Origin of the sequence: Cellulophaga sp. Hel_I_12, from assembly GCF_000799565.1 — a bacterium.
GTDB lineage: Bacteria > Bacteroidota > Bacteroidia > Flavobacteriales > Flavobacteriaceae > Cellulophaga.
In genome coordinates this window covers 1,822,238-1,837,679 of the sequence record NZ_JUHB01000001.1, presented here as the reverse complement: position 1 = coordinate 1,837,679, position 15,442 = coordinate 1,822,238, and the positions used below count along the sequence as shown (strand labels likewise).

The 15,442-nt window shown below is 34.7% G+C and carries 11 protein-coding genes; 10 read left to right on the top strand and 1 reads right to left on the bottom strand.

Going from position 1 to position 15,442, the window contains the following annotated elements; translation table 11 throughout:
* Positions 1-86 precede the first annotated feature (86 nt).
* From gldL to GQ45_RS08170, 4 genes are all read left to right on the top strand, one after another.
* Positions 87-737 (top strand): gliding motility protein GldL, encoded by a 651-nt coding sequence (gldL, locus tag GQ45_RS08185; protein ID WP_047416611.1) that lies wholly within the window; start codon positions 87-89, stop codon positions 735-737.
* A gap of 55 nt (positions 738-792) precedes the next feature.
* Positions 793-2,352: a gliding motility protein GldM gene (gldM, locus tag GQ45_RS08180; protein ID WP_047416609.1), complete on the top strand. Its 1,560-nt coding sequence runs from the start codon at positions 793-795 to the stop codon at positions 2,350-2,352.
* Positions 2,353-2,448: 96 nt separating this feature from the next.
* Positions 2,449-3,351: a gliding motility protein GldN gene (gene gldN / locus GQ45_RS08175; RefSeq protein ID WP_047416607.1), complete on the top strand. Its 903-nt coding sequence runs from the start codon at positions 2,449-2,451 to the stop codon at positions 3,349-3,351.
* A 62-nt stretch (positions 3,352-3,413) separates the two neighbouring features.
* Entirely contained in the window at positions 3,414-4,496 is a 1,083-nt protein-coding gene (locus GQ45_RS08170; RefSeq protein WP_231555172.1) for an FAD-binding oxidoreductase, read from the top strand.
* Between the two features lie 137 nt (positions 4,497-4,633).
* Here the strand turns inward: GQ45_RS08170 and GQ45_RS08165 are convergent, their stop codons facing one another.
* Positions 4,634-5,020, bottom strand: a complete 387-nt coding sequence (locus GQ45_RS08165) for a DUF983 domain-containing protein (RefSeq protein WP_047420205.1) — start codon at positions 5,018-5,020, stop codon at positions 4,634-4,636.
* 219 nt (positions 5,021-5,239) lie between these two features.
* On the opposite strand from GQ45_RS08165, the gene GQ45_RS08160 reads away from it, so the two are divergent.
* The 6 genes from GQ45_RS08160 (at position 5,240) to GQ45_RS08135 (ending at position 15,427) form a co-directional block, all read left to right on the top strand.
* Positions 5,240-7,165 carry an ABC-F family ATP-binding cassette domain-containing protein gene (locus GQ45_RS08160; RefSeq protein WP_047416604.1) on the top strand — a complete coding sequence of 642 codons (1,926 nt, stop codon included), beginning with the start codon at positions 5,240-5,242 and terminating at the stop codon, positions 7,163-7,165.
* Between the two features lie 189 nt (positions 7,166-7,354).
* The gene (locus GQ45_RS08155) at positions 7,355-8,239 is read left to right on the top strand and encodes a hypothetical protein (protein ID WP_047416603.1); all 885 of its coding nucleotides are present in this window, start codon (positions 7,355-7,357) and stop codon (positions 8,237-8,239) included.
* Positions 8,232-9,155, top strand: coding sequence for a leucine-rich repeat domain-containing protein (locus tag GQ45_RS08150; RefSeq protein WP_231555171.1), 924 nt, complete (start codon positions 8,232-8,234; stop codon positions 9,153-9,155). The genes GQ45_RS08155 and GQ45_RS08150 overlap by 8 nt, the downstream gene beginning before the upstream one ends.
* Positions 9,156-9,726: 571 nt before the next feature.
* Positions 9,727-10,857: an efflux RND transporter periplasmic adaptor subunit gene (locus GQ45_RS08145; protein WP_047416601.1), complete on the top strand. Its 1,131-nt coding sequence runs from the start codon at positions 9,727-9,729 to the stop codon at positions 10,855-10,857.
* Complete coding sequence (locus GQ45_RS08140) at positions 10,857-14,084, top strand: efflux RND transporter permease subunit (RefSeq protein WP_047416599.1); 3,228 nt, start codon at positions 10,857-10,859, stop codon at positions 14,082-14,084. The genes GQ45_RS08145 and GQ45_RS08140 overlap by 1 nt, the downstream gene beginning before the upstream one ends.
* Positions 14,081-15,427 carry a TolC family protein gene (locus tag GQ45_RS08135; protein ID WP_047416597.1) on the top strand — a complete coding sequence of 449 codons (1,347 nt, stop codon included), beginning with the start codon at positions 14,081-14,083 and terminating at the stop codon, positions 15,425-15,427. Before GQ45_RS08140 ends, GQ45_RS08135 begins: the two co-directional genes overlap by 4 nt.
* The last annotated feature ends 15 nt before the right edge of the window (positions 15,428-15,442 follow it).

Sequence of the window (15,442 nt, the reverse complement as noted above, 5' to 3'; positions counted from 1 at the left end):
AGTAAACAACAAATTAAATAAAGTCAAATTAAATTAAAACCAAATCCTTATTTTTATTCACATTAACCTAAAATTAAATTAACATTATGGCACAGTCAAAAGCAACAAAAAAATTATTTAACATGGCCTATGGGCTTGGAGCATCGATCGTAATTATTGGTGCATTATTCAAAATTTTACACTGGGAGTTAGGTCCATTAAACGGAGGCGTACTTCTTGCAATTGGTTTGATCACAGAAGCACTTATTTTTGCTATTAGTGCATTTGAACCTTTAGAAGACGAATACGATTGGTCTTTAGTATATCCTGAATTATCAGGTGGAGAAGGCATGGCGAGATCAAATTCGCAAGCTGATATTCAGGAATCAGAAGCTTCTTTATCTAAAAAATTAGATGATTTATTAAAAGAAGCAGGTGTAGATGCAAGCTTAATGGAAAGCTTAGGTACAAGCATCAGAAACTTTGAAGGTGCTGCTAAAGGTATCGCTCCTACAGTAGATGCTATGCAGTCTACGAAGAAGTATTCTGAAGAAATGGTGAACGCTGCAGCGCAGATGGAATCCTTAAATAGCCTTTACAAAGTACAATTAGAAAGTGCTAGCAGACAAGCTTCAATTAACGAAGAAGTAGTTCAAAACTCTACGGCTTTAAAAGATCAGATGGCATCATTATCTACTAATTTATCTTCTTTAAATGGAGTATACGGTGGTATGTTATCAGCTATGAATAGAAACTAATTAGTAGTACTATTTACAAACCCAAATCAAATTAATTTAAACTAATTAGAAAAAAATGGCGTCAGGAAAACAATCCCCAAGGCAGAAGATGGTAAACTTAATGTATCTAGTTTTCATTTGTATGCTTGCCCTAAATATGAGTAAAGAAGTTCTAGCAGCTTTCGGTCTTATGAACGAAAAGTTAGAAGTTTCTAACGCGAAGACAGCAGATAATAACTTAGCCTTTTTAAATGGTCTTGAAACAAAGGCTAATGAAGATGCGGCTAAATATGCTGATGACTATAAAAAAGGTCAAGAAGTTCAAAAATTATCTCAAGAGTATTTTGATTATCTAGAAGCTATCAAAAAAGAAATGATGATGGGTGTTGAAGACCCAACAGATTATCAAGTGATGGATAAATCAGACTATTTAGATCAAAAATTCTTTAGTGGAGATAACTTAGCAGAAGGTGGTAAAGAATTCATGAAAAGAATTCAAGATTACCGTTCAAAAGTTTCAGAATTAGTGCCTTCAAGATTAAAGGCATCAGTAATTGCTAGATTTGAAACTGGTGATGCTAATGGTAAAGTTGAGAAAAAGGATAAAACAAAGCAAGATTGGATTAATTATCATTATGAAGGTTTTCCATTGATTGCTTCTTTAACCAAAATTACAGCTTTACAAGCCGATATTAAATCTACAGAAGAAGATGCGCTTAAGTCAATGTTAGAAGGTAACTTAACGAATCAAGTTTCTTTAAAGAACTTTCAAACATCACTTTTCGGTTCTAAATCAGCTTTTTATTCTGGAGAAAAATACGATGGTAAAATTATCATAAGTAAAACAGACAACACTTCAACACCAGTAAAAGCAGAATTAACGCTTGATGGTAGAAAGTTAGTAGCTGGAACAGATTATAAGATTGAAGCTGGAGGCGTTAAAATGCTAATAGGTGCTGGTAACCCGGGAGATCACGTAGTTGCAGGAACATTGTACTTTATGCAAGATGGCGTTGAAATTCCAGTGGTAGTGAATAATTCTTTCGCCACCATATCGAAACCAAGTGCGGCATTAATAGCAGCTGATAAAATGAATGTAGTATACCGTGGCGTTGCTAACCCAATGTCTATTTCTATCCCAGGAATACCGGATAACAAAGTAAGTGCTTCAGCACCTGGACTAAATTCGGTGAGTGGAAGTAAGTACGTATTAAATCCTCAAACGGGTAGAACAGTGACGATTACCGCTTCTGGTAAATTACCTGACGGTCAAGTGGTATCTTCAAAATCTGAATTTAGAATTAAAGATATTCCAAGACCAAACGGATCTATTAGAGGAGAAACCAATACCGCTAAAATGCCAAAATCTAACTTAGAAATATCTACAGTAGGTGCTATTTTAGAAGATTTTGATTTCGATTTAAATCTTGCAGTAGGTGGCTTTAAATTTAAAGTTCCTGGACAACCAACAGTTGTGGTAAATGGTAACAAATTAAATGCTGCTGCTATATCGGCTTTAAAAAGAGCTGGTCGTGGAGATGCAGTGCAGATTTTTGATATCGAAGCGTATATTACAAATAACAAAACGTACAAGTTAAAGAAAGTATCGCCAGTAGTGGTTGAGCTTACCAACTAGAAGTAAAATTTATAGGAAGGAGTCACAAATCTTTTAAATGTAAAAGATTTGTGGCAAATTTCGATAAAGGTGTAAAAACAAAATAAATTTTTAAAAATGAATTGGAAAAATGTTTTAGTAATCGGAGCAGTAACGTTGTTACCCTTTTCTATGTTGGCTCAGGCAAACGTATTAAATGCCAAGACGCCAAGTGACATCGGGAAAAAAACCGAAGCTCAGATTGAAATGGACAATGATGGTCCATTAAATTACGGGTATGTAGATGATAGAGATGTTTTATGGTCTAAAACCGTATGGGAAGTAATTGATTTAGACGAACGTGTTAACTTTCCCTTATATTACCCTATAGATACGGTTGATATTGGGTCAGATAGAAGATCTTTATATGACGTATTGATTAGAAATATCAAGAACGGAAAAATTAAAGATATTTATGCAGATTCTTATTTTACTGAAAAAAGAGAATTTGCTGCGTTAAAAGCAACCATGCAAAAAATTGATACCACTGAATTTGGTTACGAGCAATACAATGCTGGTGAGCAAATTTCTCCTGAGTACATCAATAAAAGAGATTTAACGGCAGCAGACATAGAAGAATACCTAATTAAAGGAATGTGGTATTTTGATAAGCGTCAAGGAGAATTAAAATACCGATTATTAGGTATTGCTCCTAGAGCTCCAGATGTGAATTTTATTGATGATGAATCTATGGATCAAGAAGAGAATAAAGTGGCTTTGTTTTGGGTATGGTACCCTGCAGCACGTCAAGTACTTCATGAAGCTAAGGTATTTAATCAAAGAAATTCAGCACAACCCATCTCATTCGATATGCTATTAAACGCTCGACGTTTTGATGCCGTAATCTATAAAGAAGATAACGTATACGGAGATCGTGCCATCAAAGATTATATTTCTGACAACTCATTATTTCAATTGTTAGAATCGAAAAGAATCAAAGAAACTATTCGAGACAAAGAACAAGACATGTGGAGCTATTAAGCGCCAGAACTTCCAATTCAAAATAAATTTAAGTCCTAGCCATTTTGGTTAGGACTTTTTTTATGCGAATCATTTACCTTTGCACGATGGTAGATTATATTGTAGTAGGTTTAGGATTAGCGGGGATCGCTTTTTGTGAGCAATTAGAGGCAAATAGGAAATCGTTCCAAGTTTTTTCTGATGCTTCACAAACCTCTTCCGTAGTAGCAGGAGGGCTCTATAACCCTGTGATTTTAAAGCGATTTACCCTTGCATGGAATGCCAAAGAACAACTGGAATTAGCCATGCCTTTTTATCAAAAAATCGAAGAAAGACTCAATATTAAAATCGATTTTAAAATTCCTGTTTTAAGACGTTTTGCATCTATCGAGGAACAGAACATGTGGTTTGAAGCTGCAGATAAACCACAATTAAATTATTTTTTATCCCCTAAAATACTCAAAAACAAAAATCAACATCTTCATGCAGATTTTGGTTATGGTGAAGTTTTATACACAGGCTGGTTAGATACTAAGTTGTTATTAAAGTGCTATAAGGAACATCTGTTGAAAAAAGCCCAATACACAAATGCTAGCTTCAATTTTGAAAAGCTAAAGATGGCCGATGATTTTGTGGAATACGAAGGTATAAAAGCAAAACAAATTGTCTTTGCGACAGGTTTTGGGCTACATCAAAATCCGTATTTTTCTTATTTGCCTTTAAACGGTACAAAAGGAGAACTTTTAACGATAAAAGCCCCTGAATTAAAGGAGCCTAATGTGATTAAATCATCTGTATTTATCATTCCTTTAGGAGCTGATTTGTACCGTATTGGTGCTACCTATAAATGGAAAGATAAAACAAACCTCCCAACCCAAGAATCGAAGGATGAACTTTTAGAAAAATTAGATAGTTTTTTAAAATGTGATTATACCGTGGTAGATCATGTGGCGGGAATACGCCCAACAGTCGCAGATCGTCGCCCATTGGTGGGGAGACACCCAAAGCATGCTAATTTGTATGCTTTAAACGGATTTGGTTCTCGTGGTGTGATGATCGCACCCATGGCTGCCCAACAATTATTTGGGGCCATTGAACATCAAAAGCCGCTACACCCAGAAATGGATATTGCTCGGTTTACAAAGAAGTATTTTAAAGGAGAATGATTTGAGGTATGTACCAATGCCACAATGAAATGGTGATGTTAATTTGAGGGTTTGTTGATTTGAAAATAAGTTCTGGTAGTCTATTTTTTATTTTCCACTACCCACTACCCACTACCCACTACCCACTACCCACTAACTCATTTATTTGAAACCGCATGGGAATCGTAACTGATAAAAAAATTAATCCAAATATTTCTGGATAAGCGCATGATCATGGGCATTAAAAGAATTAAAGTTCCAATGATAGCTGCAAAGCTAACCACTAAACTTAAGCCTATAAAAACAAATGAAATAATAAAGGCAGCAACGGCAATACCAACACCTAGACCATAACTTACATACATGGCACCATAAAAAAAGGAAGGTTCTATTTTATATTTCACATTACAATGCGAACAACGCTCATGCATTTTGTAAATTTGCCCTAAATAATAAGGGTTTTTATTCAAATACATACTTTCTTCTTGACATTTAGGACAAGTTCCTGTTAAAATGCTGTATAGTTTGTTTCCTTTTTTTAACATTTGCAAAAGTTTTGACAAAAGTAAGTTTTTAGCAAGATTTAAAGTGTAACCTAAGTCACAAATCTTTTTCAATAAATAAGTCTAAAAGTCTAAGGTCGAAAGTGAAAAGTCAAAAAAAATAACATTAAGTTGAGGGTATAGCCAAGCCCATACATGAAAATAAACATTTGACATTCGCCTTCGACTTTTTGACCATAAAAATATCAACGTACAATTCATATGCTAAACATCCATAACCTTTCTGTTTCTTTTAATGGAGAGTATTTATTTGAAGAAATATCATTCCGTTTAAATGCTGGCGACAGAGTAGGCCTAATTGGTAAAAACGGGGCAGGAAAATCTACCTTGCTAAAATTGCTTTCCAAAGAAATGCAAGCGGATAGTGGTGTTATTGCTTCGGATAAAGAAGTACAGATTGGTTTTTTAAAGCAAGATTTAGACTTTGAACAAGGCCGAACGGTTTTAGAAGAAGCCTATCAAGCATTTGAAGAAATTAAATCCTTAGAGTTGCAATTAGACAGTATCAACAAGCAACTCGCTGAACGTACCGATTATGAAAGTGAGTCGTATAGTAAGCTTATTGATGATTTAAGTGATGTATCGCACCGCTATGAAATTCTCGGGGGTTACAATTACCAAGGTGAAACGGAAAAGATATTACAAGGCTTAGGGTTTAAGCGTGAAGATTTTAATAAATATACAGATACCTTTTCAGGAGGTTGGCGTATGCGAATTGAATTAGCCAAATTGTTACTTCAAAATAACGATGTGTTGCTCTTAGATGAACCTACCAACCACTTAGATATTGAATCGATCATTTGGTTAGAACAGTTTTTAAGAACTAGCAATAGTGCAGTCGCTATTGTATCGCATGATAGAATGTTTTTAGACAATGTGACCAACAGAACCATAGAAATTTCTTTAGGTCGCATTTATGACTATGCCAAACCTTATACAGAATTTTTAGTACTTCGAAAAGAGATTCAGGAGCAACAATTAAGCGCTCAAAAAAATCAAGAAAAGCAAATACAACAAACCGAAAAGTTAATCGAAAAGTTCAGAGCCAAAGCGAGTAAGGCATCTATGGCGCAATCTTTAATTAAAAAATTAGATAAGTTAGATCGGATCGAAGTGGATGAAGATGATACGAGTGTCATGAATTTGCGTTTTCCTGTTTCGATTACACCAGGGAAAGTGGTCGTTGAGATTGAAGATCTTTCGAAGCATTATGGAAAAAAAGAAGTACTCAATTATATTAATCTATTGATAGAGCGCGATAGTAAAACAGCATTTGTTGGGCAAAACGGCCAAGGAAAATCTACTCTTGCTAAAATAATCGTGGGAGAGTTAGAGCATCAAGGAAAATTAAAGCTTGGGCATAATGTTCAAATAGGATATTTTGCACAAAACCAAGCCGAGTATTTAGATGGTAATAAAACTATTCTAAATACGATGATTGATGCTGCCAATGAAAAGAACAGAAGTAAAGTTCGGGATATTTTAGGTTCTTTTTTATTCAGAGGCGATGAGGTAGACAAATATGTAAAGGTTTTGTCTGGTGGGGAAAGAAACCGCTTAGCATTAGCCAAAATGTTATTACAACCATTTAACGTTTTGGTCATGGATGAGCCTACCAACCACTTAGATATAAAGTCTAAAAATGTTTTAAAGCAAGCACTACAAAGTTTCGAAGGTACCCTTATTTTAGTGTCGCATGATCGTGACTTTTTACAAGGACTTACCGATAAAGTATATGACTTTAAGGATGGTGATATTAAAGAGTATTTAGGCGATATAAATTTTTATTTAGACCAACGTAAAGTCGATGATTTTAGAGAGATTGAAAAAAAACAGCCAGAGGCAAATCCAAAAACCAAAAAAGTTGTTTCTGAAGTTTCTTATGAAGATCAAAAAAAGTTAAAGTCCTTAAATAACAAATTGAGCAACGTAGAAAGTAATATTGCACAATTAGAAAAACAAATAGCGGAAATCGATAAAGATTTATTAGCGAATTACGATCAAACCATAGCAAGACCTCACTTTTTTGAGAGCTATGAAAAAAAGAAAAAAACACTTAAGAACCACATGGAAGAGTGGGAAGAATTGACCCTGAAGCTAGAAGCCCTAGCTGAGGTATTAAAATAGCCAGCTGTTTTTTTCACGCTAAACATCAATTTAAAGCACTTTCACAACAAAAATACACGCTTGTAAGGTATTTCATCGAATATCTAAAACTAAATCTGAATAATCGATTACATTTGTAGGACAATTCTTATATTCTGTTTTAAATAATTTAAAACTTCTAAGTATGGATCGTCTTATACCTAGCGCGTTATGCTAAAATGTAAATATTTTTTAATCCTAGCTTTTTTGGCCAATAGTGCCGTATTCGCGATTCCAAAGGAAGAAAAGAATGCATTGCTAGATTTATATCATAGCACAAACGGCTCCAAATGGATTACAAGCTGGCAATTAACAGCTCCTATTAGTACTTGGGAAGGTGTTCTAATTGAAAATAATCACGTAGTTGGTATTTCTCTTTTTAATAATAATTTGAGAGGTACTATTCCAGCGTCTATAGGGACATTTAAAAAATTAAAAGTATTGAATTTGGCTTTTAATTCTTTAAACGGACAAATTCCGGAGGACCTTTATACCCTCGAAAATTTAACTATCCTAAGACTAGGAAAAAATAATTTGAGTGGTGCTATCCCTAGTACTATAGAAGGATTACTACATCTTTCATTTTTAGATCTTTTTGACAATAAATTTTCAGGTGAAATACCCGCCAGTATAGGCAGTTTAAAGGAGCTGAGAGTACTATCATTCTCTGATAATAAATTTGAAGGTGAGCTTCCAGCAAGCTTAAGTAATCTTAAAAAGTTAGAGCGCTTAGAACTTGCGAATAATAATTTAAAAGGTGAATTTCCGAATACCATCGCTACTATTTCAACACTCAAGTCTTTGGTTATTGCAGAAAATAGCTTCTCGCATAAGTTTCCTAAAAGCATCCTTGCCATGCCAAATCTAGAACTTCTGCAAATTCAAAGGAATAACTTTGATATTGCTAATTTAGAAACTATTGCACGAACGGAATCGAAGGTATTCGTGTTTGATTTTGACCGTAGTAATACACTTTTGCTTGAAAGAGATTTTAAGTCCATTTTTCCAAATAAAGAAACAAGAACCGCAAAAACTAAATTTGAAGATTATGAATAAATTAAAGAATATAGTTTCAGTACAATGGTTTTCGCACATGAAAATAACATTGACGTTGTTGATTTTGATGTCGAGTATAAAAACCTTTGCAGATATTTCTGAAGAGGAAAAACAAATACTAATTGAAATTTATGAAAACACTGATGGTTTGCATTGGGAAAATAAATGGAATTTAGAAGAACCAGTGGCTAATTGGTATGGAGTAACGATAGCGAATAATAGCGTTATAAAGATAAATTTGTTTCATAATAATTTATCAGGGGTTTTACCCAATAGTATTGGAAGTTTAAAAAATTTAACAGAATTAAATTTAGCTTTTAATCAGTTAACCGGCGAATTGCCTCAACAAATTAGCAACTTAGAAAAATTAACCATTCTTAAGTTAGAAATGAATAGGCTTAAAGGAAGCCTACCGGAAGATTTAGGCCGCATGATTCAATTACAAGAATTAAGCATTTTTAATAATTTTATGTCTGGAGCTATTCCTCTAAGCATTGGTAATTTAAAAAACCTAAAAATACTGAACTTATCCAGTAACAATTTTAAAGGGCAGATTCCCAGTTCTATCGGAGAATTAAGCAACTTAGAGTCTTTAGGCTTATTTGAAAATAGCTTAGAAGGTAGCATGCCATCGCAATTAGGTAGGCTAATTAAATTAAAAGAATTGGTATTGGCGAATAACCAACTTAAGGGTTCAATACCTAAAGAGGTGGGGCAATTAGCAAGTTTAGAAATATTTCAAATTCAAAATAATGGTTTCGATTCTTTCGAAGATATCAATAGTCTAAAATCAAATAATATTTTGGTGTTCGATTTTGACAAACATAAAATAAGTACCCTACCCAAATTTAAAGATATTAATACCATCAATACCAGAATGGCAGATACTAAATTTGAGGACGAAAACGAAAATTAGTTAATTAGGTTGAAGTGTTGAATTAAAAAGGGTGTGAATAACACCCTTTTTTTTATGCCTTTTTTAGGGAATAGCTGAGCTTAAAATTTTTACTTCGTAGGGCATCTTAAGCCTTTAAGTATAAGTCGTTATTGTTATGATCCGTTAAGATTTTTTTACACCTACCTGAGGCCATTTGTCCTAATATCCCTTAGGTTTGTTCGGCACACTACCCTTATAAAGAAGTAGGGTTCGGTGAACAGCGCTCCAAAAAAACTTTGGTTACTAAACAGTTCTGAATTTATTTTATGGATAACTTTTGAACAGGTATATTTCTTTTTTAGTACCAATGATACCTATTGGAATCTTGATGTAAAAAATTAATAGGCTCATACGCATGGCATATGAAGAACATTTTCCTTCAAAAATTAGTACATAAATCGGAAGGTTTTTCATCTTTCTTTTGTTTTAAAATTTGTTCTTGAACTATTAAATCAAAACATATTTCAATTTTTAAGATATGTTTAACTAAACCCCTGTAAACTAATAATATTTTTGTTGACTTTAGTAAAGTAACTACCAGTAAGCTATTATGAGAAAAATAATATTAACTATTTTGGGTATCGCCCTAATTATACTCTCTATTTTTGGTGCAAATGCATTGATAGAAAGTAAAACTGCTCTAAAACCCAAACTAGATAAAGTTGTAAAAACGGTTATCACAGAAAAAGTAAAAAATGGGACTATTGCTATTATTGTTCCGGCCAATGGAACTGTCGTGGCTAAAAGAAGAGTGGAACTCTATGCTGAGGTTCAGGGAGTTTTCAATAAAGGAAGTAAATTATTTAAGCCAGGTGAAACCTACAAGCAAGGAGAAACAATTATTCGCATAGATGCTACTGAATACGCAGCAAGCGTGCAATCAGCAAAAAGTAATTTATACAATTTACTTACCTCTATCATGCCAGATTTACGTTTAGATTATCCTACTATTTTTGAAAAATGGCAAAAATATCTAACTAATTTTGATATGAATAATGCCACGCCTTCGCTGCCTGAAATGACCTCAGAAAAAGAAAAATATTTTATATCAGGAAGAGGAATTTTAACCAGTTACTACACGGTTAAAAACTTAGAGCAACGCTTAGGGAAGTTCCGAATTAGCGCTCCTTTTGATGGTATAGTGACAGAAGCTTTGGTCACAGAAGGTACCTTAATTAGATCAGGTCAAAAATTAGGGGAGTTTATAAATACCGACGTTTATGAATTAGAAGTATCCGTTAGTAAAGCATACAGTGATTTACTCAAAATTGGAGAAAGCGTTAGCTTGACTAATTTAGAACAAAATCAAGAATTTGAAGGTACCGTCAGTAGAATAAACGGTAGTGTTGACCAAGCTTCTCAAACAATAAGGGCTTTTATTGAAGTAAAAGATAAACGTTTAAAGGAAGGGATGTATTTAGAAGCAAAACTAAATGCAAAACAGGAAACGAATGCCATTGAAATTAATAGGGGCTTGTTATTAGAAAACAATCAAATATTCATAGTTCGAGACAGCATTTTAGATCTTTTAGAGGTAACTCCTGTATATTTTTCAGATAAGAAAGTAGTTTTAAAAAACATTCCAGAAGGTACTGTAATGATCTCTAGACCTGTAGTAGGTGCCTATGCAGGTATGTTAGTTAAAGTATTAGAAGAAACCAAAGAAAACACAACAAACTAATGCGCAGTATCATAACGTATTTTATAAAATACCACGTTGCAGTCAGTGTTTTTATACTAGCCATCACGGTATTTGGTATTGCCGGAGCATTATCCCTTAAGTCGTCTTTCTTTCCCTTAACGGATTCAAAAAACATTAGTATTGCGGTAACATATCCAGGTGCTTCCCCTCAAGAGATTGAAGAAGGGGTAGTGCTTAAAATTGAAGACAACTTAAAGGGCTTACAAGGTGTTGATCGCGTAACCTCTACTTCAAGAGAAAACAGTGGATCTATAAACGTGGAGATAGAAAAAGGTCAAGACATTGACTTTATGCTGCTAGAAGTAAAAAATGCGGTAGATAGAGTGCCTTCTTTTCCAACAGGCATGGAACCTTTAATTGTGGCCAAGCAAGAAGCTGTAAGGCAGACCATAAGTTTTGCCATTAGCGGTCAAGATATTCCCTTAGCCACCTTAAAGCAGATCGGTAGGCAGGTAGAGAATGATGTTAGAGCCATTAAGGGAATTTCACAAATACAAATTTCAGGATACCCACAAGAAGAAATTGAAATTGCTGTTAACGAAAATAATCTATTAGCCTATAATATATCCTTTGAAGAAGTAGCTGCAGCCGTTGCGAATGCTAATATTTTAGTGACAGGTGGAAATATTAAAACAAGCACTGAAGAGTACCTTATTCGGGCTAACAACAGAGCGTACTACGGAGATGAGATATCTAATTTAATCGTAAGAGCAACGCCCTCTGGACAAACCGTTCGCCTTAAAGATGTGGCTAGTATTCGTGATCGCTTCGCGGAAAGTCCTAATGCCTCTTATTTCAATGGAAATTTATCAATCAATATTACGATTACAAGTACCAACACGGAAGATTTAATTACCTCCGCGGAGAATATAAAAGAGTATATTGAAGACTTTAACCAAAAGTACAATAATGTTGAAATAAACGTTGTCAACGACCAATCCACAACCCTAGTACAGCGGACCGAACTGTTAACGGAAAACGCCATCATGGGGATGATTTTAGTACTCATCTTTTTATCGCTTTTTTTAAATACACGATTAGCATTTTGGGTGGCCTTTGGTTTGCCCATTTCGTTTCTTGGAATGTTTGTTTTTGCAGGCTTTTTTGATGTGACTATCAATGTATTATCGCTTTTCGGAATGATTATCGTAATTGGTATTTTAGTGGATGACGGTATTGTTATCGCAGAAAATATTTACCAACATTACGAGAAGGGAAAGTCACCCATTCAAGCAGCAATAGATGGCACCATGGAGGTAATTCCACCTATTGTGTCTGCCATTATTACGACGATTTTAGCCTTTTCTATTTTTCTATTTTTAGATGGCCGTATTGGAGAAATTTTTGGGGAAGTATCGGTCATAGTAATTTTAACATTGGCAGTTTCGCTGGTTGAGGCTTTAATTATTCTTCCAGCACACTTGGCACACTCCAAAGCCTTGCAGCCAATAAGCGATAAGCCAAAGTCGAAAATGGCTCAGGCATTTGCTAAGTTAAGAGTCATAAATCAAGCAGGAGATCGCTTTATGAATTATATGCGTGATACGCTATACGCCCCTTTACTTAAATTTACCTTAAAGTACAAAATGCTAACTTTTTCATTTTTTGCTTTGGCCTTAATACTCACCTATGGTTCGGTGGGTGGAGGTATCATTAAAACTGCTTTTTTTCCAAACATTGCGAGTGATCGTGTTTCTATATCCTTAGAAATGCCTAACGGCACCAATGAAAAGGTAACAGATTCGATTATTAGTTTTATTGAAGAAAAGGCAGCCATTGTCAATAAAGAGCTCACCGAAAAATATTTGAAAGGTACAGATCAGGTGCTTTTTGATAACATGATTAGAAACTTAGGCCCCGGATCTTCCTCGGCCTCATTAACCATTAATCTTTTACCCGGTGAAGAGCGCCCAGACGAAATCTCGTCTGAGTTAGTAACGAATAGATTACGAGAATTGGTGGGTCCAGTATTAGGTGTAGAAAGTTTAATCTTTGGATCTGGAGGCAATTTTGGAGGCAGCCCTGTTGCGGTATCTTTATTAGGCAACAACATTGAAGAGCTGAAAGCTGCTAAAAAAGAATTAAAAAGCGCTTTAGAAAATAATGCCTTGTTAAAAGATGTGGCTGATAATGATCCAGCGGGGATTAAAGAAATACGACTGCAGTTAAAAGAAAATGCGTACCTGTTAGGGCTTGATTTACGAACCATTATGAACCAAGTGCGCGCAGGATTTTTTGGAGCTCAGGCACAGCGTTTTCAGCGTGGACAAGATGAAATTAGGGTTTGGGTGCGATACGATAGAGAAAATAGATCATCTATTCAAGATTTAGATGAAATGCGCATCACCACTCCTTCTGGAGCTAAAGTGCCCTTAAAAGAAATTGCAACCTATACCATTGAAAGAGGCGATGTAGCGATAAACCATTTAGAGGGTTTAAGAGAAATTCAAATTACGGCCGATTTAAAGGACAGTAAAGAAACGAGCCCCATTGATATCATGTTCGATATTGAAAATAACATCATGCCCGAAATACAGTCGCAATACCCAACAGTTACGGCATCTTACGAGGGTCAAAATAGAGAACGAAATAAATTATTTGATTCTTTAACCTATGTAGGCCTATCGGTTTTAGGCTTAATTTACTTGACTATAGCCTTTACATTTCGCAGTTTTAGTCAACCTTTGATGTTGTTATTATTGATTCCTTTTAGTTTAACCGCTGTGGCTTGGGGGCATTGGATTCACAATTTTCCTGTAAATATTTTGTCGATGTTAGGAATCATTGCCTTAATAGGTATTATGGTAAACGACGGATTGGTACTTATCGGTAAATTTAATGGCAATTTACGAGCAGGAATGCAATTTGATGAAGCTATGTTCGATGCGGGAAAATCTCGGTTTAGGGCTATCTTTTTAACTTCAATCACTACAATAGCAGGTTTAGCACCTTTATTATTAGAAAAAAGTAGACAGGCGCAATTTTTAAAACCAATGGCTATTTCTATTGCCTACGGAATTGGTTTTGCGACCATTTTAACCCTATTGATGCTCCCTTTATTTATAGCTTTTAGCAATAGGTTTAAAGTAACTACAAAATGGTTGGCCACAGGAAATACCATTAGCAAAGAAGAGGTAGAGCGCGCCATCAAAGAAAAAGACGAAGAATTACATTTACAAGGAGAACTGAAGCACAAAGAGGAATGAAAATAATTTATTTAATAGGGCTATTTTTTAGCTGTAGCTCCGTAGTTTTTGCTCAAGATAAGCTGTTGACTAAAGACGATGCGATAACACTGGCATTAGAGAATAATTTTGGTATTAAGGTGGCAAAAAACCAAGTGGAAATTTCAGATAATAATCAGGGAATTTTAAACTCTGGGTACTTGCCAACCTTAACAGGTTCGGCCAATGCCTCATATAATCGTGACGATACTACTGTGGAATTCCCTGGACAGCTACTTGACAATGGCGCTCCAAGACCAGACATCAACCTTAATAAGGCCGAAGCACAACGCTATAACTCAAGTGTGAACTTAAACTATGTCTTATTCGATGGCATGGGTCGTATGTACAACTACAAACGATTAAAAGAAACCTATGAGCTTAGTGAATTGCAAGCTAGAGAAACCATAGAGAACACTTTATTACAGTTGTTTAGTGTTTATTTTCAAGTGGCACGATTAACCGAAAATTCGAAAGTGCTTCAAAATGTATTAACCATCTCAAAAGATAGGTTTCTAAGGTCAGAATATGCTTTCGAATACGGGCAAAGTACAAAATTAGACATTCTAAATGCACAGGTAGATATTACCAATGATAGCATTGCCTTATTAAATGTGAAACAACAGTTAGCCAATGCTAAAAGAGATTTAAATGTTGTCTTAAATGAAAATTTGAATAACAACTTCGAGGTAGATACTTTAATTGCTTTTATTCCTGATTTGCAATTAAGCGAATATATGTCTGAGGCAAAACAAAATAACGTTGCTGTATTGCAAACCGAAAAAACCTTAAAAATCAATGAATATGATATAAAGGTGAACAAATCTGGTTACCTACCAAGGCTGGCTTTAAATGGCTCGTATGGGTGGAATTTAAATCAAAGTCCTGCTTCGGCCTTCTTTCCTGGCACGAATAACACAACAAATAATATAGGATTAAGTGCCAATTTAACATGGAATTTATTCGACGGGGGCAGCACTACAGTCCGCGTTAAAAATTCAAAAATAGCCTACGAAAATCAAGAATTAGTGAAACAACAAATTGAGCTAGAGGTCGATAGGGATATCCAAAATGCGAAGGCTATTTACGAAAATAGACTAACGATATTTCAGATTCAGGAGCAAAATGTCATTACCAATCAAAATAATTTTGAGCGTTCTAAAGAGCAATTTCAATTAGGAAGAATTAGCTCTATTGAATTTCGCCAGGCCCAAATAAATTTATTAAATGCTAGCACCAATAAAAATTTAGCAAAGTATGATGCTAAGTTGGCAGAATTACAATTATTGCAATTAACGGGGCAGTTATTAAATGTTGAGTTCTAGTTCAAAAAATAGCAA

Bases quoted from the DNA above. Each gene is read 5' to 3' on its own strand.
- gldL (WP_047416611.1), top strand. From the start codon at position 87: ATGGCACAGTCAAAAGCAACAAAAAAATTATTTAACATGGCCTATGGG.
- gldM (WP_047416609.1), top strand. From the start codon at position 793: ATGGCGTCAGGAAAACAATCCCCAAGGCAGAAGATGGTAAACTTAATG.
- gldN (WP_047416607.1), top strand. From the start codon at position 2,449: ATGAATTGGAAAAATGTTTTAGTAATCGGAGCAGTAACGTTGTTACCC.
- GQ45_RS08170 (WP_231555172.1), top strand. From the start codon at position 3,414: ATGCGAATCATTTACCTTTGCACGATGGTAGATTATATTGTAGTAGGT.
- GQ45_RS08165 (WP_047420205.1), bottom strand. From the start codon at position 5,020: ATGTTAAAAAAAGGAAACAAACTATACAGCATTTTAACAGGAACTTGT.
- GQ45_RS08160 (WP_047416604.1), top strand. From the start codon at position 5,240: ATGCTAAACATCCATAACCTTTCTGTTTCTTTTAATGGAGAGTATTTA.
- GQ45_RS08155 (WP_047416603.1), top strand. From the start codon at position 7,355: ATGCTAAAATGTAAATATTTTTTAATCCTAGCTTTTTTGGCCAATAGT.
- GQ45_RS08150 (WP_231555171.1), top strand. From the start codon at position 8,232: ATGAATAAATTAAAGAATATAGTTTCAGTACAATGGTTTTCGCACATG.
- GQ45_RS08145 (WP_047416601.1), top strand. From the start codon at position 9,727: ATGAGAAAAATAATATTAACTATTTTGGGTATCGCCCTAATTATACTC.
- GQ45_RS08140 (WP_047416599.1), top strand. From the start codon at position 10,857: ATGCGCAGTATCATAACGTATTTTATAAAATACCACGTTGCAGTCAGT.
- GQ45_RS08135 (WP_047416597.1), top strand. From the start codon at position 14,081: ATGAAAATAATTTATTTAATAGGGCTATTTTTTAGCTGTAGCTCCGTA.